The organism is Myxococcaceae bacterium JPH2, from assembly GCA_016458225.1.
Lineage (GTDB): Bacteria > Myxococcota > Myxococcia > Myxococcales > Myxococcaceae > Citreicoccus.
Map to the genome: position 1 here is coordinate 359,881 of JAEMGR010000005.1, position 23,994 is coordinate 383,874.

18 protein-coding genes are annotated in these 23,994 nt (G+C 71.3%); 13 read left to right on the top strand and 5 right to left on the bottom strand.

Translation table 11 applies throughout. The features are described 5' to 3' along the window. Positions 1 to 35: 35 nt before the first annotated feature. Positions 36 to 1,028, bottom strand: a complete 993-nt coding sequence (locus tag JGU66_10395; protein MBJ6761173.1) for an AraC family transcriptional regulator — start codon at positions 1,026 to 1,028, stop codon at positions 36 to 38. 172 nt (positions 1,029 to 1,200) lie between these two features. Here JGU66_10395 and JGU66_10400 point away from each other — a divergent pair, with 172 nt between their 5' ends. The 3 genes from JGU66_10400 to JGU66_10410 all read left to right on the top strand — a co-directional run bounded on the left by JGU66_10400 (position 1,201) and on the right by JGU66_10410 (position 2,644). After that, entirely contained in the window at positions 1,201 to 1,863 is a 663-nt protein-coding gene (locus tag JGU66_10400) for an SDR family NAD(P)-dependent oxidoreductase (GenBank protein MBJ6761174.1), read from the top strand. Between the two features lie 16 nt (positions 1,864 to 1,879). Continuing rightward, complete coding sequence (locus JGU66_10405) at positions 1,880 to 2,380, top strand: DUF1772 domain-containing protein (GenBank protein ID MBJ6761175.1); 501 nt, start codon at positions 1,880 to 1,882, stop codon at positions 2,378 to 2,380. Positions 2,381 to 2,452: 72 nt separating this feature from the next. After that, positions 2,453 to 2,644, top strand: a complete 192-nt coding sequence (locus JGU66_10410; protein MBJ6761176.1) for a hypothetical protein — start codon at positions 2,453 to 2,455, stop codon at positions 2,642 to 2,644. A gap of 10 nt (positions 2,645 to 2,654) precedes the next feature. On the opposite strand, the gene JGU66_10415 is transcribed toward JGU66_10410, so the two are convergent. Further along, on the bottom strand, positions 2,655 to 3,620 hold the full coding sequence (locus JGU66_10415) for a TetR/AcrR family transcriptional regulator C-terminal domain-containing protein (GenBank protein ID MBJ6761177.1): 966 nt from the start codon (positions 3,618 to 3,620) through the stop codon (positions 2,655 to 2,657). 138 nt (positions 3,621 to 3,758) lie between these two features. Here JGU66_10415 and JGU66_10420 point away from each other — a divergent pair, with 138 nt between their 5' ends. The 4 genes from JGU66_10420 to JGU66_10435 all read left to right on the top strand — a co-directional run bounded on the left by JGU66_10420 (position 3,759) and on the right by JGU66_10435 (position 11,143). Then, on the top strand, positions 3,759 to 4,886 hold the full coding sequence (locus JGU66_10420; GenBank protein MBJ6761178.1) for an FAD-dependent monooxygenase: 1,128 nt from the start codon (positions 3,759 to 3,761) through the stop codon (positions 4,884 to 4,886). 163 nt (positions 4,887 to 5,049) lie between these two features. Continuing rightward, positions 5,050 to 6,591, top strand: coding sequence for a 2,3-bisphosphoglycerate-independent phosphoglycerate mutase (locus tag JGU66_10425; protein ID MBJ6761179.1), 1,542 nt, complete (start codon positions 5,050 to 5,052; stop codon positions 6,589 to 6,591). Positions 6,592 to 6,628: 37 nt separating this feature from the next. Next, a complete protein-coding gene (locus JGU66_10430) occupies positions 6,629 to 7,330 on the top strand; it encodes a ComF family protein (protein ID MBJ6761180.1) in 702 nt (233 codons plus the stop codon). Positions 7,331 to 7,498: 168 nt separating this feature from the next. Beyond that, the gene (locus JGU66_10435) at positions 7,499 to 11,143 is read left to right on the top strand and encodes a DUF3857 domain-containing protein (GenBank protein MBJ6761181.1); all 3,645 of its coding nucleotides are present in this window, start codon (positions 7,499 to 7,501) and stop codon (positions 11,141 to 11,143) included. Between the two features lie 22 nt (positions 11,144 to 11,165). On the opposite strand, the gene JGU66_10440 is transcribed toward JGU66_10435, so the two are convergent. Next, positions 11,166 to 13,334 (bottom strand): bifunctional alpha,alpha-trehalose-phosphate synthase (UDP-forming)/trehalose-phosphatase, encoded by a 2,169-nt coding sequence (locus tag JGU66_10440; GenBank protein ID MBJ6761182.1) that lies wholly within the window; start codon positions 13,332 to 13,334, stop codon positions 11,166 to 11,168. A gap of 154 nt (positions 13,335 to 13,488) precedes the next feature. On the opposite strand from JGU66_10440, the gene JGU66_10445 reads away from it, so the two are divergent. The 5 genes from JGU66_10445 to JGU66_10465 all read left to right on the top strand — a co-directional run bounded on the left by JGU66_10445 (position 13,489) and on the right by JGU66_10465 (position 20,189). Further along, positions 13,489 to 14,748, top strand: a complete 1,260-nt coding sequence (locus JGU66_10445; GenBank protein MBJ6761183.1) for a HAMP domain-containing protein — start codon at positions 13,489 to 13,491, stop codon at positions 14,746 to 14,748. Further along, the gene (locus tag JGU66_10450) at positions 14,745 to 16,100 is read left to right on the top strand and encodes a sigma-54-dependent Fis family transcriptional regulator (GenBank protein ID MBJ6761184.1); all 1,356 of its coding nucleotides are present in this window, start codon (positions 14,745 to 14,747) and stop codon (positions 16,098 to 16,100) included. The genes JGU66_10445 and JGU66_10450 overlap by 4 nt, the downstream gene beginning before the upstream one ends. 802 nt (positions 16,101 to 16,902) lie before the next feature. Then, positions 16,903 to 19,152: a hypothetical protein gene (locus JGU66_10455; GenBank protein MBJ6761185.1), complete on the top strand. Its 2,250-nt coding sequence runs from the start codon at positions 16,903 to 16,905 to the stop codon at positions 19,150 to 19,152. Between the two features lie 5 nt (positions 19,153 to 19,157). Next, positions 19,158 to 19,760 carry a hypothetical protein gene (locus tag JGU66_10460; protein MBJ6761186.1) on the top strand — a complete coding sequence of 201 codons (603 nt, stop codon included), beginning with the start codon at positions 19,158 to 19,160 and terminating at the stop codon, positions 19,758 to 19,760. A gap of 66 nt (positions 19,761 to 19,826) precedes the next feature. Beyond that, positions 19,827 to 20,189, top strand: coding sequence for a hypothetical protein (locus tag JGU66_10465; protein ID MBJ6761187.1), 363 nt, complete (start codon positions 19,827 to 19,829; stop codon positions 20,187 to 20,189). Positions 20,190 to 20,195: 6 nt separating this feature from the next. On the opposite strand, the gene JGU66_10470 is transcribed toward JGU66_10465, so the two are convergent. Next, positions 20,196 to 21,212, bottom strand: coding sequence for an NADP-dependent oxidoreductase (locus JGU66_10470; protein ID MBJ6761188.1), 1,017 nt, complete (start codon positions 21,210 to 21,212; stop codon positions 20,196 to 20,198). Positions 21,213 to 21,298: 86 nt separating this feature from the next. Between JGU66_10470 and JGU66_10475 the strand changes: the two genes are divergently transcribed. After that, positions 21,299 to 22,477: an acyl-CoA dehydrogenase family protein gene (locus tag JGU66_10475; protein MBJ6761189.1), complete on the top strand. Its 1,179-nt coding sequence runs from the start codon at positions 21,299 to 21,301 to the stop codon at positions 22,475 to 22,477. A 1-nt stretch (position 22,478) separates the two neighbouring features. Here JGU66_10475 and JGU66_10480 read toward each other — a convergent pair whose 3' ends face one another. Further along, positions 22,479 to 23,954: a PLP-dependent aminotransferase family protein gene (locus tag JGU66_10480; protein ID MBJ6761190.1), complete on the bottom strand. Its 1,476-nt coding sequence runs from the start codon at positions 23,952 to 23,954 to the stop codon at positions 22,479 to 22,481. Between the last annotated feature and the right edge of the window lie 40 nt (positions 23,955 to 23,994).

Sequence of the window (23,994 nt, forward strand, 5' to 3'; positions counted from 1 at the left end):
ACGTGCATACGCCAATCCAGCGCGGCTGGGCAGCTTCACGCATCCGGGCCAGGAGGCGAAGGGAGCGCACCCGCGGCGCCTCGTCCCCCGCCTTTGCGCGCGGCGCCCGGGGATATCCCAAGGAAGCGCTTGAAGGCCCGACTGAAGGCCGCCTCGGACTGGTAGCCCATCCGGTTGGCGAGTTCCCCCAGCGAGACGCCGTCCTCCTCCTGCAGCCACGTGTGCGCGACGTGCATGCGCCAGCGCCCCACGTAATGCATCGCGGGCTCGCCCACGAGTTCGGTGAAGCGCGCCGCGAACGCCGAGCGAGACATGGCGACCTCCGCCGCCAGCGACTCGACGGACCAGGGCCGCGCCGGCTCGCGGTGGATGAGCGCCAGCGCGCGGCCAATCTGCGGATCCTGCAACGCGCCCAACCATCCCGTTCGCGCCGCGGGGTCCTGCTCCAACCACGCACGAATGGCTTGGATGACCAGGATGTCCGCCAGCCGCGTGATGACGGCCTCGCCCCCGGGACGCAGCCCGCGCGCCTCGGCCGCCATGAAGCGCAGCGTGCCTCCGAGCCACTCGGCCTGCGACTCGTTCGAGGCGTCCACGCACATGACGCGCGGCAGGAGCTTGACGAGGTGGCGCGCCGCCGGATGGTCGAAGCGCACCGCGCCGCAGATGAGGTTCGCGGGCGCGCCGCCCTGCCCGTGTCGCAGCACCTCGTAGCGCTCGCTGAGCAGCTCGCGCGGCAGGTCGAACAGGTTCGCGGCGGGGACGCCCGGCTCGCTCGTCAGCGCGTGCCCCGTTCCGTGCGGCACCAGCGCGAAGTCCCCCGGCTGCAACAGGCGGGGCTCCAGTCCATCCAGCTCCAGCCAGCACCGGCCCGACGTCACCACATGGAACATCAGGCAGTCGTCCATGGGCGGCAACGCCAGCCCCCACGGCGCGGTGAACTCGGAGCGGCAATAGAACATGCCGCTCATCCGCAGCAGGTGCAGCGCCTCGCCCACCGGGTCCACCCGAGTCCATGGATTCTTCATGGCCCGAGCATCGGTGTTGCCGCATCGTTCGTCCAGGCGTTCTGGACGAACGAGCATGAACCAGCGACTTCCAGGCATTGAGAAGCCAGCCCCAAAAACGCATCTTGGATGGCGTGCAGGGCGAGCCAACCGCGACTCCGCGGCGCTTCTCCTCCCTGCCTTGGAGTCACCAATGAAGGTCCTCGTTCTGGGTGCCACGGGCGGTTCGGGTCGTGCGGCGGTGGAGCAGCTCCTGTCCGCGGGCCATGAGGTCACGGCGTTCACCCGGCGCGCCGAGCCCACTGAGAACGCGCGCGAGCGCCTGCACACCTTCGTGGGGGACGTGATGAACCCCGAGGATGTGGAGCGCGCCGTGAAGGGGCAGGACGCGGTCATCATCACGCTGGGCATTCGCGAGAACCCGCTGCGCGTGCGCTTCTTCGGCGCGGCGCACACGCCCATGGACGTGCGCTCGGCGGGGACTCGGAATGTCGTCTCCGCGATGCGCCAGCACGGGGTGCGCAAGCTGGTGGTGCAGACCAGCTACGGCGTGGGCGTGACGCGCCATCGCCTGGGCACCGTGGACGCCCTGTTCTTCAAGCTCCTGCTCAAGCCGCAGATCGCCGACACGGAGAAGCAGGAGGAGGTGGTCCGTGAGAGCGGGCTCGACTGGGTGATTGCCCAGCCGGTGCACCTGACGGACGCGGCGGAGCAGCCCATGCCGGCGCTGTCCACGGAGGGAGACACCGAACTCATGAAGGTCTCTCGCAACAGCGTGGGCCGGTTCCTCGCGCACGCGGCGCAGAGCGCGGCGTTCATTGGCCGGTCCGTGGCCGTCTCCGGCGCCGCGGCCTGAGGTCATGAGGTCCCCCATGCTCGACCGCTCCGTCTTCATCGCGAAGCTCTTGGCCGCCGTTGGCTGCGGCCTCATGGCTGGCGTCTACCTGCCCTTCTCCACCTTCCTCATGCGAGCGCTGACGCGGCTGCCGCCCGCGCAGGGAATGGCGGCGATGCAGTCCATCAACGCCACCATCGTGAGCGGGGGGCGCCTTCATCCCGCGTTCGCCACGCCCTTCGCCGGAACAGCGCTCCTGTGCGTGGCGCTGATCATCTACGCCCTGACGCGAGGTCGGCAGGAGCCCCATGCCCTCCTCCTGCTCGCGGGCGGCGTGCTCTACCTCGTGGGCCACATCGTGGTGACGGGGCTGGGCAACGTGCCGCTCAACGAGGCGCTCGCGGTGGTGGACCCCACGAGCACCGAGGGCACTCGGCTCTGGGCGGACTACCAGGTGCGGTGGACGCTGTGGAACACCGTGCGCACCGTGGCCTGTCTTGCGTCCGCCCTCGCGTTCTCCCTCTCGCTGCGCGCTTGAACAGCTCGCTTGAATTGCATGAAATGCCGAGGTGGCGCGAATAGATCGCGCCTTTCCGGAGGAGCGGTCGTCATGCTGAAGCAACTGTGGGTGGGTGCCTCGCTGATGCTGGGCCTGGGGTTGGGCTTCGTCGCGGGAGGCCAGGAGCCCGCGGCCGCGGGCTGGAAGTGCACCATGAATTCTCAGTGCGACCGCGCCTGCGGCGCACCGCGATGTGGCATCTGCGACTACGAGGGCACGTGCTGGTGCGGCTGCATGCCGTAGCGGCACGTGACTATCTCGCGGCGGCTCTCCTCTTCCGCCGCTCGAGGGAATGAGCGAAGCCATCGAGCAGGGCCGCCAGCCCCTGCTCGAACAGCGCATCGAGGTTCAGCGTGTAGCCCTCCGCGGGCAGCTCTCGCAGGAGGGCAGCGAAGGTCGGGAAGCGCCCCGACTCCGCGATGGACTTCAACGCGGTCTCCTGGGTCGCGCCCCACTGGTCGTCCGACAGGCCCGTGGCCGCCTCGGCCTGGGCCTCTCGCTCCAGGTTGGCGGCGAGCCCCTGCATGTGACTGAAGAGCAGCACATGCGCGTCCAACAACGCCGGTCCTTCGAGTCGCAGGGCCTTCAGCGCGCGCAGCGACCACTCCGCATGCGACAGCAGGCCCGGCAGCGGCAGCGGCCTCGTGAGCGGGCTGAGCTGGGCCAACCACGGGTGACGCCGGAACAGCGACCACAGCGCTCGGCCCGCCAGCTCCAACTGCGCGCGCCAGCCCTCGGGTGGAGCCTCGGGGTAGACGTACTCTCCGAACGCGGCGTCGGCCATGAGCAGGACGAGCTCCTCCTTGTCGCGCACGTGGCGATACGACGACATGGTCGACACCCCGAGCCGTGACGCGACGCCGCGCATGGACAGGGCGGAGAGGCCCTCGGCATCGGCCATCTCGATGGCGACGCGCACGAGGCGCTCGCGCGACAGCTCTCGCTCGGGGTCCTCGGGAGGCCGAGGCGGCGGTGGCGGCGCGGGCACTCCGCGCGCGAGCACCACGATTCCGACGCGGGGCTCGCCACGCACCAACCCTTCCTGGTGCAGGACGTTGAGCGCCTTGGTCGCCGTGGCGAGCGCCACGCGCCACTTGCGAGCAATCTGCCGAGTCGACGGCAGACGCGCACCTGGCGCGAGGGCTCCGGAGGTGATGCGCCGCCGCAGCTCCTCGGCGATGCGCAGATAGGGAGGCGGCGTGGGCGTGCTCACGGGCACCTCGCCGCTGTCCTAGGACAGCCGTGCTCGCGCCGCGTCCAGACCATCGCTGTCCTAGGATAGATTCGCGTCCCGGCCAATTGGCACCCCTCCGCGTACGTCGTACACATCACAGCGTACACCGTACAGGGAGGCGACATGAAGACCGTACTGATTTCTGGGGCGAGCATCGCGGGGCCCGCGCTGGCGTGGTGGCTCCGTCACCATGGATTCGAGCCCACCGTGGTCGAGCAGGCCCCCGCGCCGCGACTCGGCGGACAGGCCATCGACATCCGCGGCGTCGCGCTCCAGGTCATCGAGCGCATGGGGCTCCTGGCCGAGGCCCAGCGGGTCCGCACTCGGATGAAGGGCATGTCCGTGTTGGATCCAGACGGGAACGAGCGGATGCGCACCGAGGAGATGACCTTCAGCGCGGGCCAGCTGGACAGCGCGGACCTGGAGGTGCTGCGCGAGGACCTCACGCGCATGCTCCTCGAGCGGACCCAGCCCCAAGTGGAGTACCGCTTCGGCGACTCCATCACCTCGCTCAGGCAGGACGCGCGAGGCGTGCACGTCGAGTTCAAGCATGGCCCCCCGCGCGACTTCGACCTCGTGGTGGGCGCGGATGGCCTGCACTCGAACGTGCGGCGCCATGCCTTCGGCCCCGAGTCACAGTTCGTGCGCCACCTGGGGACGCAGCTCGCCATCTTCCGCGCGGAGAACTTCCTGGGCCTGGACCAGTGGCAGGTGTGGATGCGCGATGGCGACGCGGGCTTCGGCATCTATCCCGTGCGGGACAACACCGAGCTGCGCATCACCGTCGGCTTCGGCGGTGGGGCCCAGGACACGTCCTTGCGCGACCCCGAGGCCCAGAAGCAGCTCGTGGCCGAGCGGCTCGCGCACCTGCGCTGGGAGACGCCTCGCATCCTCCGCGCCATGTGGGACGCCCCCGACTTCTACTTCGACGCGATGGCCCAGGTGCACCTGGAGCACTGGTCTTCGGGGCGCGTGGCGCTGCTCGGTGACGCGGCGTGGTGCGCCTCGCCGCTGTCGGGGCAGGGCACCAGCATGGCCCTGGTGGGCGCCTATGTCCTGGCCGAGGAGCTGGCTCGCGCGCAGGGCGACTTCACCGGCGCATTCCGTCGCTACGAGGAGCGCCTGCGCCCCTTCATCGCGCTCAATCAGGCCCTGGCCACGGAGAACCCGGGCGGCCGGCCCTCGGAGGAGTCGCTCGCTCGGGCGAAGGACGCCATCTGCCTGGATGCCCCGGCCCCCGCGCCACGGTGACGTGTGCCCAGGGCGGGCCAGCGGCCGGCCCATCGCCCCCATGACTCCACCGACGCGGCACGTGGGAGAGGCTCGCCAGGAGGGGCCAGCCGTCCCTCTCGAAAGCCCCGCCGCGCGACTTTTGTGCTCTCCGCCCCGGCGCCCGCGTGATTAGGGTTCGGGCATGACACCCGCCCACAAGGTCCTGCTCTGCATCCTGGACGGCTGGGGCATCCGCGCCGAGCGCGACGCCAACGCCATCCTGCTCGCTGGCACGCCGCACCTCGACCGGCTGACCCATCCCTACCCCTCCACCGAGCTTCAGACCGCCGGTCTCGCGGTGGGCTTGCCCGATGGCCAGATGGGCAACTCCGAGGTGGGCCACACCAACATCGGCGCGGGGCGAATCGTCTATCAGGACCTGGTGCGCATCAATCGCGCGGCGGCCTCTGGCGAGCTGGCCCAGAACCCGGTGCTGCGCGCGGCGATGGATCAAGCCAAGGCGGACGGCAAGGCGCTGCACCTCCTGGGGCTCGTGTCTCCGGGTGGCGTGCACTCCTCCATGGAGCACCTGTACGCGCTGCTGCGCGCCACGCGCGAGCGGGCCCTGCCGCAGGTCTACGTGCACGCCTTCCTCGACGGTCGCGACACGCCGCCACAGAGCGCGCTGGGCTACGTGGAGGAGCTGGAGCGCTTCCTCAAGGACACGAAGGCCGCGCGCATCGCCACCGTGAGCGGGCGCTACTACGCCATGGACCGCGACAAGCGCTGGGACCGCGTGCAGCTCGCGTATGAGGCGATGGTGCACGCCGCGGGCCCCAAGGCTCCGGACGCGCTGTCCGCCATCCGCGCCTCGTACGCGGAGAAGGTGACGGACGAGTTCGTGAAGCCCACCGTCATCACCCACGGCGATGGCTCGCCCGTGGGGCGCATCCAGGATGGCGACGTCGTCCTCTTCTTCAACTTCCGCGCGGACCGGGCGCGGGAGATGACGCGCGCGCTCGCGGATCCCAGCTTCAAGGATTTCGACCGAGGCGGTCTGCGACTGGGGCGCTACGTCTGCATGACCCAGTACGACGAGACCTTCGACTTGCCCGTGGCCTTCGGGCCGGATCAGCCGCAGGACATCTTCCCGGAGCTGCTGTCGCGCCAGGGGCTGCGCCAGCTGCGCACCGCCGAGACGGAGAAGTACGCGCACGTCACGTTCTTCTTCAACGGCGGGCGCGAGGTCGTCTACCCGGGCGAGGACCGCCACCTGGTGCCCAGTCCGCGCGACGTGAAGACGTATGACCTGAAGCCGGAGATGTCCGCGCGCGAGCTGACGGCCGAGCTGGTGAAGCGGCTGGACTCGGGCAAGTACGACTTCGCGCTGGTGAACTTCGCCAACCCGGACATGGTGGGCCACAGCGGCCGGCTGGACGCGGCGATGCAGGCGGTGCGCGTGGTGGATGAATGCCTGGGCATTCTCGGCAAGGCGTGTGAGCGCAACGGCTGGGTGATGGCCATCTCCGCCGACCACGGCAACTGCGAGCAGATGACCGACCCCGTCACGGGCGAGCCGCACACCGCGCACACGCTCAACCCCGTGCCGTTCCACCTCATCCACCCGGACTTCCGAGGACAGAAGCTGCGCCCCGGCATCCTCGCGGACATCGCGCCCACGCTGTGCAAGGTCATGGGCCTGCCCACGTCCGCGGAGATGAATCGCCAGGGCCTGTTGCCGTGAGGTCTCGGGCCCGTCGCCTCGGGAGGAGCTGCTCCGCGTGCTGACGGCGCTCCTGGACCTGCTGTACCCACCGGCGTGCATCGCGTGCGCCCGGGTGCTGTCTGGCCCGGGCTCCGCGTTCTGCGAGTCCTGCGACACCGCGCTGGAGCGCCTGCCTCCCGCGTGCTGCCGCGCCTGCGCCGAGCCCGGGACCTTTCCCGCCGAGACGTGCCCGCGATGTCGCGCCGCCCCACCGCCCTTCACCCGCGCGTGGGCGCCCTTCGCGCATGAGGGTCCCATCGCGCGCGCCATCCACCGGTTCAAGTACGAGGACCATCCCGAGCTGGCCGCGCCGCTCGGCGCCCTGCTGGCGGATGAAGCGCGGCGCTTCCTCGCCGACGCGACGGGCCCGGTGGTGGCGCTGCCGCTGCACACCCACCGCTTCCAGCAGCGCCAGTACGACCAGGCACACCTGCTGGCTGGAGCACTTGCGCAGGCCTCGGGTCGCGAGGCCCCGGTGGGCTGGCTCGAGCGCACCCGCGACACGCGGCGACAGGTGGGCCTCAGCGAAGCCGAGCGCGCCGCCAACGTGGCCACCGCCTTCCGTGCATCCTCCGAGGTCGCCGGTCGCTCGCTCGTGCTGCTGGATGACGTGTTCACCACGGGCGCCACGGCGCGCGCCGCCGCCTCGGCCCTGCTCACGGCGGGCGCGGTGCGCGTGGACGTGCTCACCCTGGCCCGGGCGTTCACGCTCACCTGAGCCCCCGCCTCCCCACTTCTCCCACACCGCCATCCGTTCTAGGTTGGCTGCTCGTCGCTCGGCGTTACGTGGCAGGGGAAGGCCCAGGGGGGGCCGCCTGTTCACCGCCGTCGTCGCCCCAGGCCCACGCGGGACCTCTCGCGCTGGACGCCCTACCGAGGAGAACGGATGTCGCGCTTCAAATGGCTGTCCGCAGTCTTCGTGCTCACCTGCCCGTTCCTGGTGCAAGCGAAGCCGAGCGCGGACGAGACGGCCAAGGGCTACATGGCCGAGGCCCAGCGCCTGGCCTCGTCGCCCCGCGGCGGCGCCGCCCTCCTCCGAGTCCATGGCCTCATCGACGACGTGGAGGACCTCACCCCGCTGGTGAGCACCTACCAGTCGCTGGCCTCGAAGCGCAGCGCGGACCCCGGCACGCGCGCCACCGCGCAGATGCTCCTGATGGACGTGGAGCGCTCCCGCGGTCGCCTCGTGCGCGCCAATGAAGTCCGCCAGTGGCTGGGCTTCATCGGGGACTACTACGTCGTCGGCGGCTTCGAGAACGAAGGCAAGGCCGGCTGCGACACGGACTTCGGGCCGGAGTCGGCCACGCTGGACCTGGGCGCGCGCTACCCCGCGGCCAAGGGACATGAGGCCGGGTGGCGCAAGCTGTCCGTCAGCCCGGCGGATGGCTACGTGGACCTGTCCGCGGCGGTGCGGCCCAACCGCGAGTCGGTGGCCTATGCCCTCACCTGGCTGGAGATGCCGCAGGACACGCGCGTCACGCTGGGCCTCGGAACGTCTGGCGCCTTCCGGCTGTGGGTGAACGGCCAGCAGGCCGCGAAGGAGGACCGCTACAACCTGCCCCGCCCCGACCAGGCGCGCGTGTCGGTGAAGCTGAAGAAGGGCCTCAACCGCGTGCTCCTCAAGGTGTGCCAGGAGTCCGGCCCCCTGGGCTTCTACCTGCGCTCCGAGTCCACCTCCGCGCGCGCCAACCTGCCCGCGAAGGCGCCCGCGCTGGAGCGCAACGCCGCGCCCGCGCCCCAGGCACTGCCCACCCTCACGTCCTCGCTGCGCACCCTGGTGGAGCGCAACCCGAAGGACGCTTCGCTGCGCGGCGACTACGCGCAGGTGCTGGCGTACTTCCGCGCGTATGACGAGCGCGAGCACACCGCCACCACCGAGGCCGCGCTCGCCGCCGAGGCCGCGCCGCAGGACGCGCGCCTTCAGTACCTCGCCAGCGAGACCCAGCGCGATGACCTGAACGACCGCCGCCGCTTCCTCGAGTCCGCCGTGAAGGCGGACCCCACGTACATGGATGCCCGCGTGGCGCTGGCCGAGCACGAGCTGGACCGCGGCCACCCCGAGCGCGTGCTGGCGCTCCTGGAGAACAACCTGGACTCGGCGGACGCGCGCCTGCTCCTGGCCCGCGCGTACGAGACGCTCGGTGAGCGGCCTCGGGCGCAGACGCTGGTGGAGGAGACGTTCCGCCAGTTCCCCCGCACGCCTGGCGTGGTGCGCGCCGCGGCGCAGGTGTCCCGTCAGCTCGGCCGTTCGAAGGAGGCCATGGACCGCATGCGCGTGGTGCTCGCGCTGCGCTTCGACGACACCGGCACCCGTCGCCAGCTCGCCTCGCTGCTCGCGGACGCGGGTCAGGTGGAAGCCGCCGAGCGCGAGTACGCGCAGCTCCTGGTGCTCAACCCCTTCGACAACGGCGCGCGCGTGCGGCTCGCGGAGCTGAAGGCCTCCAACGGTCAGGTGGACGAGGCCGCGGCCCTGTTCGCCGAGGCGAAGGCCCTGTCTCCCGACGAGCCCGAGGTGCACGAGCGCGAGGGCCGGGCGCTGCTCGCCGGTGGCAAGCGCGAGCTGGCGCTGGCCGCCTTCGAGCGCTCCCTGGTGCTGCGTCCGCAGAACCCGGGCCTGAAGGAAGCCCTGCGCACCCTCAAGGGCGAGGCCGAGGCCGCGGGCACCCAGTACCTGGTGGACGCGCGCCCGCTGCAGAAGGAAGCAGAGGCCTACGCCAACGAGGACGCCGTCTACCTGGTCGACAACACCTACGTCCGCGTCCAGAAGAGCGGCCTGTCCAGCCGCCTCCAGCAGATGGTGGTGAAGGTGCTGAACCAGCGCGGCGTGGACTCGTTCCGCAGCCTGCCCGTCACGTACTCGCCGGACCGGCAGGAGGTGCGCGTGCTGCGCGCCCGCGTCACCAAGCCGGACGGCTCGGTGGTGGAGAGCTACGGCGACAACGACCGCAACATCAACGAGCCGTGGACGGGCATGTACTACGACGCCCGCGCCAAGGTGATCTCCTTCCCGTCCCTCGCCGCCGGCGACACGCTGGAGCTGACGTACCGGCTGGACGACACCGCGCAGGACAACCTGCTGTCGGACTACTGGGGCGACGTGGAGAGCGTGCAGGGCGTCTACCCGAAGGTGCGCTTCCAGTACCTGGTGGACATGCCGAAGGAGCGGCCCCTGTACTGGAACAAGAGCAAGCTGGCCGGCGTGCAGCAGGCGCAGGAGACCGTGGACGCGGGCCGCGTGCTGTACCGCTTCAACGCGCGCAGCGTCTCCAAGGTGGTGCCCGAGCCCGGCATGCCCGGCTGGTCCGAGGTGGCGCAGAACCTCCACGTCTCCACGTACAAGACGTGGGACCAGGTGGGCCGCTACTGGTGGGGCCTGGTGCGCGACCAGCTCCAGCCCAACGCCGAGCTGAAGGCAACGGTGGAGCAGGTGCTCCAGGGCGTGGACCGCAAGGACGAGCTGGCGGTGGTGCGCGCCATCTACTCCTTCGTGGTGACGAACACGCGCTACGTGGCGCTGGAGTTCGGCATCCACGGCTTCAAGCCCTACCGCGTGGACCGCGTGCTCGCGCGCCGCTTCGGTGACTGCAAGGACAAGGCGAGCCTCATCCACGCCATGCTGAAGGTGGCGGGCGTGGACAGCCGGCTGGTGCTCCTGCGCATGCGCAACCTGGGCACGCTGGACGCGGAGCCCGCGTCGCTGGCGGCCTTCAACCACGCCATCACCTACGTGCCCAAGTTCGACCTCTACCTGGACGGCACGGCGGAGTTCCACGGCGCCAAGGAGATGCCCAGCGCGGACCGCGTGGCCAACGTGCTCGTGGTGGATCCGGACGGCAAGAGCAACTTCCTCGTCACCCCCGAGGCGAAGGCCGAGGACAACGCCACGCAGCTCTCCATGGACGTGACGCTCCGGCCGGACGGCGGCGCCGAGGTGCAGGGCGCCAGCACGGTGGCGGGCCAGTCCGCGCCGGACTACCGCCGCGCGTACCGCCCCGAGGCCACGCGCAAGTCGACCTTCGAGCGCGCGTGGGCGCAGAGCTTCCCCGGCCTCACCGTGCGCGAGGTGAAGCTCAGCGACACGACCAAGCTGGACGATGACGTCACGCTGAACTTCCGGATGAGCATCCCCCGCTACACGGAGGTGCTGCCCGGTGGCAGCCTGCGCTTCCTGCCCTTCGGCACGGGACGCACGTACCAGCAGGCCTACGCCGCGCTCGCCGAGCGTCGCTTCGACCTGGTCATGCAGGGCCCGTGGCTCAACACGTTCGCGCTGCGCTACACGCTGCCGGGCGGCTACACGGTGGCGGAGCTGCCGCAGGCCGTGGAGGAGCAGACGCCCTTCGGTCGCCTCAAGCTCTCCTACCGCGTGGAGCAGGGCACGCTCATCGCCGAGGGCGAAGTGGCCCTCACCCAGGCGCGCATCAAGGCGGAGGACTACCCGAAGTTCCGTGAGTTCCTCGGCCGCGTGGACCGCGCCTTCGGTCGCCGCGTCCTCTTGCAGGGCCCGGGCGTGAAGACGGCGTCGCGCTAGCGTCGTCCGTGACTCGCGGGGCTCAGGTGAGCAGCCCCGCGAGCAGGCGCCGCAGCTCCACGGGTCCCTCCTGACGGTACGCCGCGCGCGTGGGCTTGTTGCCCACGTGAATCGTCAGCCCGCCCTCGGGCACGGCGGCGAAGAGGTCCTCGTCCGTGCGGTCATCTCCGGCGGCCACCACCAGGGCGTCGTCGGGTTGGCCATCCAGGATGGACGTCACCACGCGGCCCTTGTGCACGCCGCGCGGCCGCACCTCCACCACCTTGTCGCCGGGGAGGATGTCCATGGGCTCCTGCGCGAAGACTTCGTACAGGTGCAGGCGCAGCTCGCGAGACTGGAGCGCACCGAACTCCGGGTCGACCAGTCGGTAGTGCCACGCGAGCGACGCGGTCTTCTCCTCCACGAACGAGCCCGGCACCCGCTCCGCGAAGGACTTGAGCACGGGCCTGGCGCGGTCCTTCCACTCGAAGGCCGCGCCCGGCAGCATCGCCCACGACTTCCCGGGCCCCTCGCGCGTCCACAGGCCGTGCTCGGCGTGCAGGCCCAGCGGCAGGTGTCCGAACCATGCCTCCAGCGTCTCGCGAGGCCGACCGCTCACCACGTGCACGGACGTGTTCGGCCGCGTGGCCAGTTGCTCCAACAAGGTCATCAACTCCGCGTCCGGCGAGGCCTGCTCCGGCGTGGGCGCGAAGCCCACCAGCGTCCCGTCGTAGTCCAGGAGGAGCACCAGGTGCGGCGCGGCCCGCATGCGCGCGAGCGCCTCGGCGCCGCTCTCCGGACGCGCCCTCGCCGTGACGGCGGGCAGGGACTGCAGGCGCTCCAGGAAGGCGTTCACCCACCAGTGCACGTCGCGGGTCTTCACCTGCTCGCGCAGGGCGCGCATGCGGGCGCGGCGCTCATCCTCGCCCATCTCCAGCGCTAGCTCGATGGCGTCCGCCATGGCCTCCACGTCGTACGGATTGATGACCACGGCCTCGCGCAGCTCGGCGGCGGCGCCGGCGAACTCGCTCAGCACCAGCACGCCATCCTCATCCGGACGCGCCGCGCAGAACTCCTTGGCCACCAGGTTCATGCCGTCGCGCACGGGCGTCACCAGCATGACGTCCGCGGCGCGGTAGAGGCCGGTGAGCTGCCGCTCGCCCACGGAGCGGTAGAGGTAGTGCACGGGCACGTTGTCCACCGTGCCGTAGAGGCCGTTGATGCGCCCCACGAGTTCGTCCACCGTCTCGCGATACGCGGCGTAGGCGTCCACCTGCGTGCGGCTCGGCACCGCCACCTGGATGAAGCGCAGCCGCGAGCGCCACGCGGGCTCGCGCTCCAACAGGCGCTGCACCGCGAGCAACCGCCGCGGAATGCCCTTCGTGTAGTCGAGCCGATCGATGCCCAGCAGGATGCGCTGCCCCTGCGCCCGACTGCGGATGGACGTCACCTCCTGGAGGACGCCGGGGTCCTTCGCCAGTGACTCGAAGGCCGCCGCGTCGATGCCCATGGGGAACGCGCCCACCCGCACCTGGCGCCCCTGCCAGTGGACACAGTCGATGTCCGTGTCCAGGCCGAGCTGCCGCGTCAGCGAGCCCGAGAAGTGCCGCACGTAGCTCACCGTGTGGAAGCCGATGAGGTCCGCGCCGAGCAAGCCGCGCAGGAGTTCCTCGCGGTGCGGCAGCGTGCGGAAGATTTCAGAGGATGGGAACGGGATGTGGTGGAAGTAACCGATGCGCGCCTCGGGCAGGCGCTGGCGCAGCAAGCCGGGCACCAGCATGAGCTGGTAGTCGTGCACCCAGACCGTGTCCCCGGGCTGATAGTGGCGCGCGACCAGGTCCGCGAAGCGCTCGTTGACCTTGCGATAGGTGTCCCAGTCGCGGTCCTGGCGGGGGATGCGGTCGAGCAGGTAGTGACACAGCGGCCAGAGGACCCGGTTCGAGTAGCCCTCGTAGTAGCGGCTCACTTCGCTGGCGGACAGGTACAGCGGCACGCAGCGCTGCGCCGCGAGCTGGGACTCCACCTGTCCGCGCTGCTGCGGCGACAGGCGCGACACGTCGCCAGGCCAGCCAAGCCACATGCCCTCGGAGCGCGCGTGGGGCCGACTCAGGCCCGTGGCCAGGCCACCGGCGCTGCGCACCACGGAGACGCTCTCCTTCTCCACCTTGACGGTGACGGGCAGTCGGTTCGAGACGAGAAGGAGTCGAGACATGGTCCCTCGACCTGTATTCATTCTCGTCGGGAATGGCTACCACTGGAGCGAGGGCGTGCCGGATGCTGGACCGCCCCGAGCGTCCGACTCCAGTACCAGGAGACTGTCACCCAACAGGGCCACGCGCGCGCGGGTGAGGTATGAACGGCCCATCATGCGCGGCCCTCCGTCGCTCTCCGCGTCCTCCACTGCGAACCTCGAACCGGGCGTGCCCGGGCCCGAGCGGCCGCCCCTGCGTTTCCGGCGGCGGTTGCTCGCGGTGATGCTCGTGACGGGGCTCGTTCCCCTCGTCCTCTTGGGCCTGCTCGCGCAGGGTGCGCTGGAGCGCGTGCTCTCCGTGTCCATCGCGCCCGTGGAGCGCGTGCTGGAGGACGTCGCCTCCGAGATGGATGCGCGAGGGCTTCCTCAAGATGCGCTGCGCGAAGCGCGGCTCAACCTCGCGCAGGCGGAGCTGGCACGGCGCGCCCTCGCGCGGAGGGTCCCCGCGTTCATCGCGGGCCTCGTGCTCGTCGCGGCCGTGCTGCTCGCGGGGGCGGCCGTGCTGCTGGGCCGCGCCCTCACCCGCCCCATCGTCACGCTCACCGACGGTATGTGGGCCTACGCGCGCGGAGACCTGGGCGTTCGACTGCCCACCCCGGAGCCTCCACGCGACGAGCTTCAGTTCCTCCTCGCGCGCTTCAACCACATGGGCCAGGAGCTGCTCGCCCAGCGAGATCGCCTCCGCGCCGCCGAGCAGATCGCCGCGTGGCAGGACGTGGCCCGCGCGCTCGCACACGAGCTGAAGAATCCGCTCACGGCAATGAAGTTGTCGCTCGCGCGTCTGTCCCGGACGGATGCGAGCACCGCCCCCGACCCCACCCGCATCGCCGAGGCCGTGGCCCTCCTCCAGGAAGAGGTGGACCTCCTGATGCGCATGACGCAGAGCTTCTCCACCTTCGCGAGACTGCCGGCCGCGCGCTTCCAGCCCGTCGCGCTGAGGCCGCTGCTCGCCGAGGTGTGCGCGCTCTATCAGGGCACCTCGCCCGTTCCGGTGGAGCTGCTCTCGGATGAGGACACCGCGCTGCACGCCGACCCCGATGGCCTGCGCCGCCTCTTCGGCAATCTCGTGAAGAACGCCACCGAGGCCTCGCTGCCCGGCGCGGGCCCCGTGCGCGTGCGCATCGAGCCGCGTGACGCTCGCGCGGTGCGCGTCATCATCCACGACCGGGGCCCCGGCATCCCGCATGTGGTGGAAGGCCCCGCGCTCACCCGCGGACTCTTCAGCACCAAGCCCGAGGGCAGCGGACTGGGCTTGCCCATCGCGCAGAAAATCGTCCACGAGCACGGCGGCGTGTTGCGCCTGGAGCCCTCACCCGAGGGCGGTACGCTGGCGCTGGTGGACCTCCCCCTCTCTCCGCCCACGCCCCTCGCATGAAGCCCGGCCTTCGCGTTCTCGTCGTCGATGATGACTCCGGCGTCCTCAAGGCCCTGCGCGGGCTGTTGGGGGACGAGGGCTTCACCGTCCTCGAAGCCTCGTCCGCCGCCGAGGCCTCGCGCCTCCTGCTCGATGCGTCCACGCCTCCGCCCGCGCTGATGTTGTTGGACCTGCGCATGCCCGGAGAGACGGGCCTGGAGCTGCTCGCGCGCCTGCCTCGGCCCCTGCCCGCGCCCGTGGTCGTCCTGTCCGGTGAAGCCTCTCCCGCCGAGGCGGTGCAGGCCCTGAAGCTGGGCGCCACCGACTTCGTGGAGAAGCCGCCGTCCCCCGAGCGGCTCCTCACCGCCCTGCGCAACGCGCTGGCGTTGGACACCCTGCGCGAGGAGCGCGAGCGGCTGCTCGGTGAGCTGGCTCGACCCGGGCACCTCGTGGGGGACAGTCCCGCCATGGAGTCGCTGCGACAGCTCATCACGCGCGTGGGGCCTCGCGACACCGCGGTGCTGATCACCGGCGAGACGGGCACGGGCAAGGAGCGCGTGTCGCGCGCGTTGCACCTCGCCTCGGGACGCAAGGGGCGACTGGTCGCCGTCAACTGCGCGGCCATCCCCGCCACGTTGCTGGAGAGCGAGCTGTTCGGCCACGAGAAGGGAGCGTTCTCCGGCGCGCTGTCTCGGCGCGTGGGCCGCATCGAGCAGGCCCAGGGCGGCACGCTGCTGCTCGATGAAATCGGAGACATGCCGCTGGAGCTTCAGGCCAAGCTCTTGCGCGTCCTGGAGACGAAGGAAGTGGAGCGGCTGGGCGGAACGACGCCCGTGCCGGTGGACGTGCGCATCCTCGCGGCCACGCACCAGGACCTGTCCCGAGGCGTGAAGGAAGGCCGCTTCCGACAGGACCTGCTCTTCCGCCTCAATGTCCTGCCGCTCCAGGTTCCGCCGCTGCGCGAGCGACTGGAGGACCTGTTGCCGCTGGCCCGCGCCTTCGCGGCGGAGTTCGCGGGCCATCACGTGTCCCTTGAACTCCAGCCGGGAGCAGAGGCCGCGCTGCGCGCCTATCCCTGGCCCGGCAACGTGCGCGAGCTGCGCAACGTCGTCGAGCGCGCCAACCTCCTGCGCGGCGAGGGCCCGCTGAGCTTGAGCGCGGCCTCGCTCGGCGCGCCGACCGCACCCGCGCGAGGACCGAGCCCGAAGCTCACCGAGAAGAGCTACCGCGAGCACGTGGAGGACTTCGAGCGCGACCTCATCCGCGCCGCGCTCCAAGAGGGTGAAAGCATCGCGGGCGCAGCGCGGATCCTCCAGGTGGATCGCGGCAACCTCTATCGCCGCATCCGAGCGCTGGGGCTCCCCGTCACCTAACCCGCGCTCACCAGCGCGAGGGCTGGGAGGCCAGCCAGTCCTCGCCTCCTCGAACAGATTCGACAGGCACCGCGTGCGCGCGGGCCCGCTTTCGCACCCAATGCTTGAAGTCATTCAATCATCCACGACACGAGCGCCCCGGGTCCCAGCGTGCAGCGCGCCCGACGCAGCGCACTCGGACCTTCCCTGCCCTTCATGTCGTCCGCCGCCCATGTGTTACGGCGGCACGAGCGAAGAGGCATGATGACGCCGCGCGGCCCCACTCCCTCAGGAACGTCCGATGTGGAACTCACATCGCGCGGGAACATCAGGATGTGGCCGTGACATCTCGCAGGCGAACTCTCGCCAGTCCTTTCGGGCACTTGCCCTGAACCTCCGGTTGGAACGGCCCGTGCTCTCTCTGTCGCGCATGAAACGCACCGCGCTTCTGATCTCGCTCCTCTCGCTGACGGCCACCGCGCAGTCCCAGCCGAACGCGGCTCCACCGGCCCCAGCATCGGCCCCCACACAGCCCAAGGCTCCGGCCTCGTCCGCGAGCCCCGGAGCAACGACCTCCGCGCAGCCCAAGGCCGCATCCGCGAGCCCCGCAGCGCCGACCTCCGCGCAGCCCAAGGCCACGCCCGCGAGCCCCGGAACGCCGACCTCCGCACCCGCCGCGCAGCCCGAAGCGCCGGCCTCCGCACCCGCCGCTCGCGCCGAGGCGCCGACTTCCGCTCCCTCAGAACAGACAGAGACGCCGGCCACTCGCTCCGAAGCGGAGACGCTGACCGCACGTGCTCGCGCGGACGAGACGGGCGCGACCGTGTCTTTCTCCGTCCGGGGTTCGGCGAACCGGCACCGCTGCCCCGAGCCGGACTGGGACGACGACGAGGACACCGGGGGCAGCTCGGTCCTCGCGCCGCTGCGACTGAGCATCGATGGCCGCGCGCATGACGTCGGCCGCATCGAGCTGCATGGACTCCAGCGCCTCGACGCGGGCCAGGTGCGCGCGCTCGTGGGCATCCCCGAGGCGGGCGCGGTCGATGCGCGACAGGCGGATGTCCTGCTGCATCGGCTGGCCCGCACGGGACTCTTCGCGCGCGTGGAGCCTCGCGTGCAGATGGCGGAGGGCGCCCCCACGGTGCTCGACGTCATGCTGGAGGAGAACCCGCTCGTCACCAGCGTCACCTTCGAGGGCCTCCAGGACGTGCAGGCCCGCGAGCTGATGGACTCCCTCTTCTTCCGCACGGCGGACCTCCGCGACGACGACTCGGAGGACGAGGACGACGACGAGCGCCCCGCGGGCTTCGTGGCCACCCTGCGCATCCACGGAGCAACCGGCTCCCTGTCGGTGTCGCGTCCGTGCGCGTCCAGCGAGCCACCCGCCGCGTGGCTCGCGCATGTGGAGCACGGCGTCTTCCGTCCCGGCCTCGTGCTGGGAGGAATTCCGCGCGCGCTGGAGCATGCGCTGCGCGAGCTGCGCGACGACGGCTACCTGCTCGCGAACCTGGACGCGGAGCTGGATGCCCAAGGCCGCTTGCGCGTGCGGGTGGACGAGGGCCGCTTGGAAGACGTGGACGTGCGCGGCGTGGACGCGGACACCGCGGCGCAGGTGCGCGAGGCCCTCGGGTTGAACAAAGGCGATGTGTTCCTGCGCAGCGATGCCCGCCGCGCGGCCCGCCGCCTGGAGTCGAGGCTGCCTTTCCTCCGACTGCAGAACGTGGGCGATGACGGCCTGGACCACAAGGGTGAGGTCCGCGCCACCGAGGAGTCCGTCCCCGACGGCGGCCGGCGCTATCACGCCGCCATCGCCGAGGAGCAACCGCGACACTCCACCCACGAGTCGACGGACGACGAGTGGAGATGGACGCGCTACTTCGGCGAGGGCTCGTGGGACTGGGACACGGAGGGCCTCTCGCTGGAGGGTCGCAAGCTCGTCGTCTACCTGCGCCCGCGCCCCATCTCGCTGCGGCTCCTCCCGCTGCCGGTCCACACGCAGGTGACGGGCTTCGCGCCCGGCGTGACGACGCAGCTTCGCGCCTGGGACCCGCGCAACCGAGTGAACCCCACGGTGGACGCGGCGCTCTTCATTCCGCTGCGCCTGCGGCACCAGGAGATTCCGGATGATCCCGAGGGCACGCGCCGGCAGCGCAAGCTGAACCTGTTGGCGGGCCTGAAGGTGCAGATTCCCGCCGCCGCCGTAGCGGAACTCGGCGTGCAGGCGCATGACTTCACCGACACGGCCGACCGCTGGCGCATGGGCGACATCGACTCGGCGCTCTATTCGTTCCTCATCAACCGGCCGGACCGAGAGTACTTCCGACGCAAGGGCCTCGCGGCCTTCGCCACGGTGCGCTGGACGGACACCGCGCTCGTCGGCGTCGAGTACCGCAACGACCGCTACGAGTCGATGCAGCCCTTCGCGCCGCCCCTGAGCCTGTTCCGTCGCGACTCCGCGCCCTTCATCAACTCGCCGGTGAGCGAGGGCCGCTTCGAGTCCGTGGTGGCGCGCCTGGAGTACGCCAGCGAGGCCAAGGCCTCGACGAAGGTGGGCTCGCTCTTCCGCACGCCGGAGACGTCCCTGTTCCATCTGGAAGAGGACGATGACCGCCGCCTCTCGCTGCGCAGCCTCGTCACGCTGGAGGTGGGCCACGGCCCGAATGCGGACGGCGCGGATGCTCGCTTCTGGAAGCTGCTGGCGGACACGACGGCGGAGCTTCCGACGGGGTGGCACTCGGGCCTCCAGCTCCGCGCGCGCGTGGCGGGCGGTCATGCCCTGCCCTTGCAGAAGCAGGAGAGCCTGGGCGGATGGACCGCGCTGCGCGGCTACGGCTTCAAGGAGTTCCGCGGCGACGTGTCGGTGCTCGGCACCTGTGAGTACCGCTGGCACGCCTTCGGCCTCTTCGCCGACGTGGGCACGGTGCACGGCACCGAGGGCTGGACGGATGCGCGGCTGGGCGCGGGCGGCAGCTTCCACTTCGGAGACGGCGTGCGCTTCGACGTCGCATGGCGCACGGACGACAAGGCTTCGGCGACGCCCGAGGCCCGCCTGTTCTTCGAGCGGACCTTCTGAGGCCCATGCGACGTTACGTGAAGCGGACCGGGCAGTGGCTCGGCGCGGCGTGGATGGCCGCGACGGGACTGCTCGCGTCCAACGCGCGCGCGGACGAGCCTCATGTCGCCTGCGTCGCGACGGTGTCCGGGCGGCGCGTGCTGGTGAAATCGCAGGCCTTCTCGTTCATGTCGTCGGAGCTGGACCGGTTGGTGCGACTGGGGCTCGCCGGCAAGCTGGAGGTCGAACTCACGCTCCTGCGCAAGCGCGCGCTCTGGTTCGACACGCGGGTGGAGGGCGCCGTGCTCACGCAGGTGCTGGCCTTCACGCGCGGAGGCTATGTGCTCGACGGGAGACCCCTCGCCTCGGCGACGGAGCCACTGGATTTGGAGCGCGTGGCCTGGTCGCTGGAGACCACTCCCGCCGCCGATGAGCGCTGGGTGGTGCGGATCAACGTACGGCTCCACGTGGTGACCGCGGCGAGCCTGGGCCGAGTCGCCGAGTGGCTCACCCAGGGCCCGGACGATGGCGAAGCCCGCTCGCCCTTGTCGAAGACCTTGCTGAGGTCCGTGGCCGAGGACCTGGCGCGCGACGCCTCTGGCCGGTGCGACGTCACCCGCGTCCCCTGAAAGTCCCAGCCGTCTCCACGTCAACTTTCACGCGCCCGGCCTCGTCGCCGGGCGCGAAGGAGCGTCATGCGCCTTCTCATTCCGCTGATGCTGCTGAGCCTCGGAGTCATCGAGCCACACCTGCCGCGCCTGCTGCGAGAGCCCGCGCGCAGCGCACGTCGCGCCCTGGAGACGCGCGACACCCCAGCCCCCGTCCCACCCGGAGCCGTGCGCGTCTTCATGCCCGACCCCTCAGCGCCGTTGGGAGCGCACGTGCCGGTCCTCTACCTGGGGGGAGGACAGGCGCTGTTCCTCCCCGAGGGCGCAAGAGAGGTCCGCGCGACCCGAGTGCCCTCCCCCAGCGAGTTGGTCTCACTCATCCGTCGCCGGGACATCGTCATCGTCACGATGGACGCGGAGGCGCCCTCGGCGGAGGTCATCCCGCGCTGACGCGCGCTAGGTCGCCACGCGCACGAGCGCGCGCCCGAAGTTCTCGCCTCGGAACAGGCCCGCGAAGCCCGCGGGCGCGGCGTCCAGTCCCTCCACCACGTGCTCGCGGTATCGCAAGCTCCCATCCCGCAACCAGCCCGAGAGTTCGGCGCGCGCCGCGGCGAAGCGCTCCGCGTGGTCCAGCACCACGAAGCCCTCCATCCGCAAGCGGCGGGTGATGAGATGCGTCGTGTTCTTGAGGCCCACGCGCTCGCGCGGTGGCACGCCGTAGTCCGCCACGAGCCCGGACACCACGACGCGGCCCCGCATCGCCATGCACGCAAGGCCCGCGTCGAGCACCGCGCCGCCCACGTTGTCGAGGAAGACGCTGGCCCCCGCGGAGCAGGCCCGCTGAAGCGCGGCCTCCAGGTCCACCTCCGCGCGATGATCCACGGCCACGTCGAAGCCCAGCGTGTCCACCAGCCAGCGGCACTTGGCGGCGCCGCCCGCGATGCCCACCACGCGCGCGCCCAGCCGCTTCGCGAGCTGCCCCGCGAGGGAGCCCACCGCGCCCGCCGCCGAGGACACCAGCACCGTGTCGCCTGCGTTCGGACGACCCAGCTCCAGGATGCTGAAGTGCGCCGTCATCCCGGGGATGCCCAACACGCCCAGCTCCGCGGACACCGGCTCCACGCCCGCCTCCACCTTGCGCAGCCCGCGAGTCCCCACCACCGCGTGCTCGCGCCACCCCCACGCGCCCACCACTCGGTCGCCCGCCGCGTAGCGCGGATGCCGTGACTCCAGCACCTCGCCCACCGCCGCGCTGGGGATGACCTCGCCGGGCTTCAGCGCGGGAGCGTAGGAGTCCACGCCGCCCAGCCGCGCGAGCGTGCCGGGATCCAACGAAGAGAACAGCGTGCGCACGCGCAGCTCACCGTCCCCGGGCTCCGGCACCGCGTCTGACTCGAGGCGGAACTGCTCCGGCTCCGGCAGCCCGGGAATGTGCCGAGCCAGGACGATCCGACGACTGGTGATGACACCCATGCGCGCCTCCCTCGTACCGAGGCGTCACCATGGTGTCTCCGTGGCCTCATGGCAACCGGACGGACGGCCCCCCTAGGCTGCCGCGCATGACGAGCCCTGCCCGTGAGCTGCCCTCCGACACCCCGCTGTGGACCCGCCTCCAGACGCTCGCGCCCCAAGTGGCCGCGCGCTCGGAGGAGATCGAAGCGGCACGCACCCTGCCCAAGGACCTCGTGCGAGCGCTGGCGGAGACGGGCCTCTTTCGCGCGGTGGTGCCCGAGGCCTATGGCGGCCTGGAGCTGCACCCCGCTCGGACCTTCGAGGCGCTGGAGCTGCTCGCGCGCGCGGATGGATCCGCGGGCTGGTGCGCGATGATTGGCGCGGCGACGGCGGTGACGTCAGGCTGGCTGCCCGAGTCGGCCGCGCGCGACATCTTCTCCGCGCCGGAGGTCATCACCGGCGGCGTGGCGGCGCCCTTCGGACGCGCCGAACGCATCGACGGCGGCTACCGCGCCACGGGCCATTGGACGTGGGCGAGCGGCAGCCAACACTGTGACTGGCTCGTGGGAGGCGTGGTGGTGACGGAGGGAGGCACGCCCCGCATGCAGGCCCCTGGCATCCCGGAGACCCGGCTGCTCTTCTTCCCCGCGAAGCACGTGGTGCTGCACGACACGTGGTTCGCGTCAGGACTCTGCGGCACGGGCAGCGGAGACATGGCGGTGACGGAGGTCTTCGTGCCCGAGACTCACGGCTTCTCGTTGATGACAGGGCGTCCCACCGTGGACCGCCCGCTGTTCCGCTTCCCCGTGTTCGGAATGCTCGCGCTGGGAATTCCCGCGGTCGCGTTGGGCATCGCGCGCCGGGCCATCGACGAACTCGTGGCGCTCGCGTCCCAGAAGAAGCTCCTCACGGAGCGGCGACTGCTGGCCGCGCGCCCCGCCGTGCAGGAGGCCGTGGCCGACGCCGAGGCCACCCTGCGCTCGGCCCGTGCGTTCGCGCTCGAAACCATCCACGCGGCCTTCGACGAGGCCACGCGTCAGGAGGTCTCGGTCCGCACGCGCGCGGAGCTGCGGCTCTCGCTCACCCACGCCACGCGGAGCGCCGCGCGCGTGGTGGACCGGATGTATGAGGCCGCGGGAGGCACCGCGGTCTTCCGCGCGAGCCCGCTCCAGCGCTGCTTCCGCGACATCCACACGGCCACCCAGCACGCCATGGTCGCACCGCCCACGCTGGAGTTGATTGGCGGCCATCTCCTGGGGCAGCCCACGGACACCTCGCGCCTGTGACTTAGAGCACCGACGCCAGCGTGGCCACGGCGGTCCGCAGCGAGGCGGTCTCCACGCCGGAGAAGCCCAGCACGAGTCCTCGCGTTCGCCGGGGTCCCAGGTAGTGGATGGACAAGGGCCGTGGATCCAACCCGCGCTGGGCCGCCCGAGCAACGAGCGCCACATCGTCCTCGCGCCCCGCCAGCGTCACGGCCACATGCATCCCCGCGTCCGCCGACCCCACCGGCCGCAGGCGCTCCGAGGCCGCGCGGCGAAGGCCATCCAGCAGGGCCTCGCGGCGCTCGGCGTACAGCCCTCGCATGCGTCGCACGTGCGCGGTGAAGTGGCCGCGCTCCATGAAGTCCGCCATGGCGGCCTGGGAGAGCGGCGCCGTGTGTCCGTCCGTCAGGGCCTTCGCGCGACTGAACGGCTCCACGAGCGCCTCGGGCAGCACCAGGTACGCCAGCCGCAGCGAGGGAAACATCACCTTGTTGAAGGTGCCCACGTACAGCACGCGTCCCGCGTCGTCCAAGCACTGCATGGCGGAGAGCGGACGGGACGTGTAGCGGAACTCGCTGTCGTAGTCGTCCTCCACCACCCACGCTCCCGCGCGCCGCGCCCAGTCGAGCAGCGCCAGCCGACGCGGCAGGCTCATCGTGAGGCCGAGCGGGTATTGATAGGACGGCGTCACGTAGGCCAAGCGGGCCTCGGGCGCGCGCGCGATGCCGTGCTCCACGCGCAGCCCCTCGTCATCCACCGGAACGGAGATGAGTCGAGCCCCAGCGAGTGAGAACACGGCGCGCGCGCCCAGGTAGCCTGGCTCCTCCAGCCACACCGCGTCCCCGGCCTCCAGCAGCAGGCGCGCCACCAGGTCCAGCGCCTGTTGCGTGCTGGAGACGATGAGCACCTGCCGCCATCCGCAGCGAACCCCGCGAGACGCCGCCACGTAGGCGGCCACGGCCTCGCGCAAGGGACGCCAGCCCGCCTCGTCGCCATAGGCCAGCAGCCGCGCGCCCTGGCTCCGCCCCTGGCGCTGGAGCGAGCGCCGCCAGAGCGACAAGGGGAACGCCTCCAGCGCGGGCATGCACGGGGTGAGCGGGAGAAGGTCCGCGGGCTGCTCCGGGAGGATCAGCTCGGACACCCGTCGCGCCCGCCCCTTCAACACAGGCGGGGGCACCGGGCGTCGCGAGGCCGCGCGAGTCGCCCCATGCGGCGGACGGGCGTGCTCGGGCAGCGCCACCACCGAGCCCGAGCCTACGCGCCGCTCCAACAGTCCCTCCGCGTCGAGCTGCGCGAAGGCCTGCTCCACCGTGTTGCGAGACAACCCCAGCCGCTCCGCCAACGCGCGCGTGGATGGCAAGCGGCTGCGCGGCGCCAGGCCGCCCGTGAGGATGGCCTCCCGCAGCCGCTCATAGAGCTGCCGATGCAGCGGGCCCTGCTCGTGGCGCAGCCCTTGGAGCGAGGGAAGGAAGAACGAGGGAGATGCGCCGCGTGGCATGTCGCGCGAGCCTAACGTGTCCCGAGCCCGAGCCGGGACC

Coding starts and splice junctions, on each gene's coding strand:
- JGU66_10460 (MBJ6761186.1), top strand. CDS start 19,158: ATGCGACGTTACGTGAAGCGGACCGGGCAGTGGCTCGGCGCGGCGTGG.
- JGU66_10405 (MBJ6761175.1), top strand. CDS start 1,880: ATGCTCGACCGCTCCGTCTTCATCGCGAAGCTCTTGGCCGCCGTTGGC.
- JGU66_10400 (MBJ6761174.1), top strand. CDS start 1,201: ATGAAGGTCCTCGTTCTGGGTGCCACGGGCGGTTCGGGTCGTGCGGCG.
- JGU66_10470 (MBJ6761188.1), bottom strand. CDS start 21,212: ATGGGTGTCATCACCAGTCGTCGGATCGTCCTGGCTCGGCACATTCCC.
- JGU66_10440 (MBJ6761182.1), bottom strand. CDS start 13,334: ATGTCTCGACTCCTTCTCGTCTCGAACCGACTGCCCGTCACCGTCAAG.
- JGU66_10410 (MBJ6761176.1), top strand. CDS start 2,453: ATGCTGAAGCAACTGTGGGTGGGTGCCTCGCTGATGCTGGGCCTGGGG.
- JGU66_10395 (MBJ6761173.1), bottom strand. CDS start 1,028: ATGAAGAATCCATGGACTCGGGTGGACCCGGTGGGCGAGGCGCTGCAC.
- JGU66_10480 (MBJ6761190.1), bottom strand. CDS start 23,954: ATGCCACGCGGCGCATCTCCCTCGTTCTTCCTTCCCTCGCTCCAAGGG.
- JGU66_10445 (MBJ6761183.1), top strand. CDS start 13,489: ATGCGCGGCCCTCCGTCGCTCTCCGCGTCCTCCACTGCGAACCTCGAA.
- JGU66_10435 (MBJ6761181.1), top strand. CDS start 7,499: ATGTCGCGCTTCAAATGGCTGTCCGCAGTCTTCGTGCTCACCTGCCCG.
- JGU66_10425 (MBJ6761179.1), top strand. CDS start 5,050: ATGACACCCGCCCACAAGGTCCTGCTCTGCATCCTGGACGGCTGGGGC.
- JGU66_10450 (MBJ6761184.1), top strand. CDS start 14,745: ATGAAGCCCGGCCTTCGCGTTCTCGTCGTCGATGATGACTCCGGCGTC.
- JGU66_10465 (MBJ6761187.1), top strand. CDS start 19,827: ATGCGCCTTCTCATTCCGCTGATGCTGCTGAGCCTCGGAGTCATCGAG.
- JGU66_10420 (MBJ6761178.1), top strand. CDS start 3,759: ATGAAGACCGTACTGATTTCTGGGGCGAGCATCGCGGGGCCCGCGCTG.
- JGU66_10475 (MBJ6761189.1), top strand. CDS start 21,299: ATGACGAGCCCTGCCCGTGAGCTGCCCTCCGACACCCCGCTGTGGACC.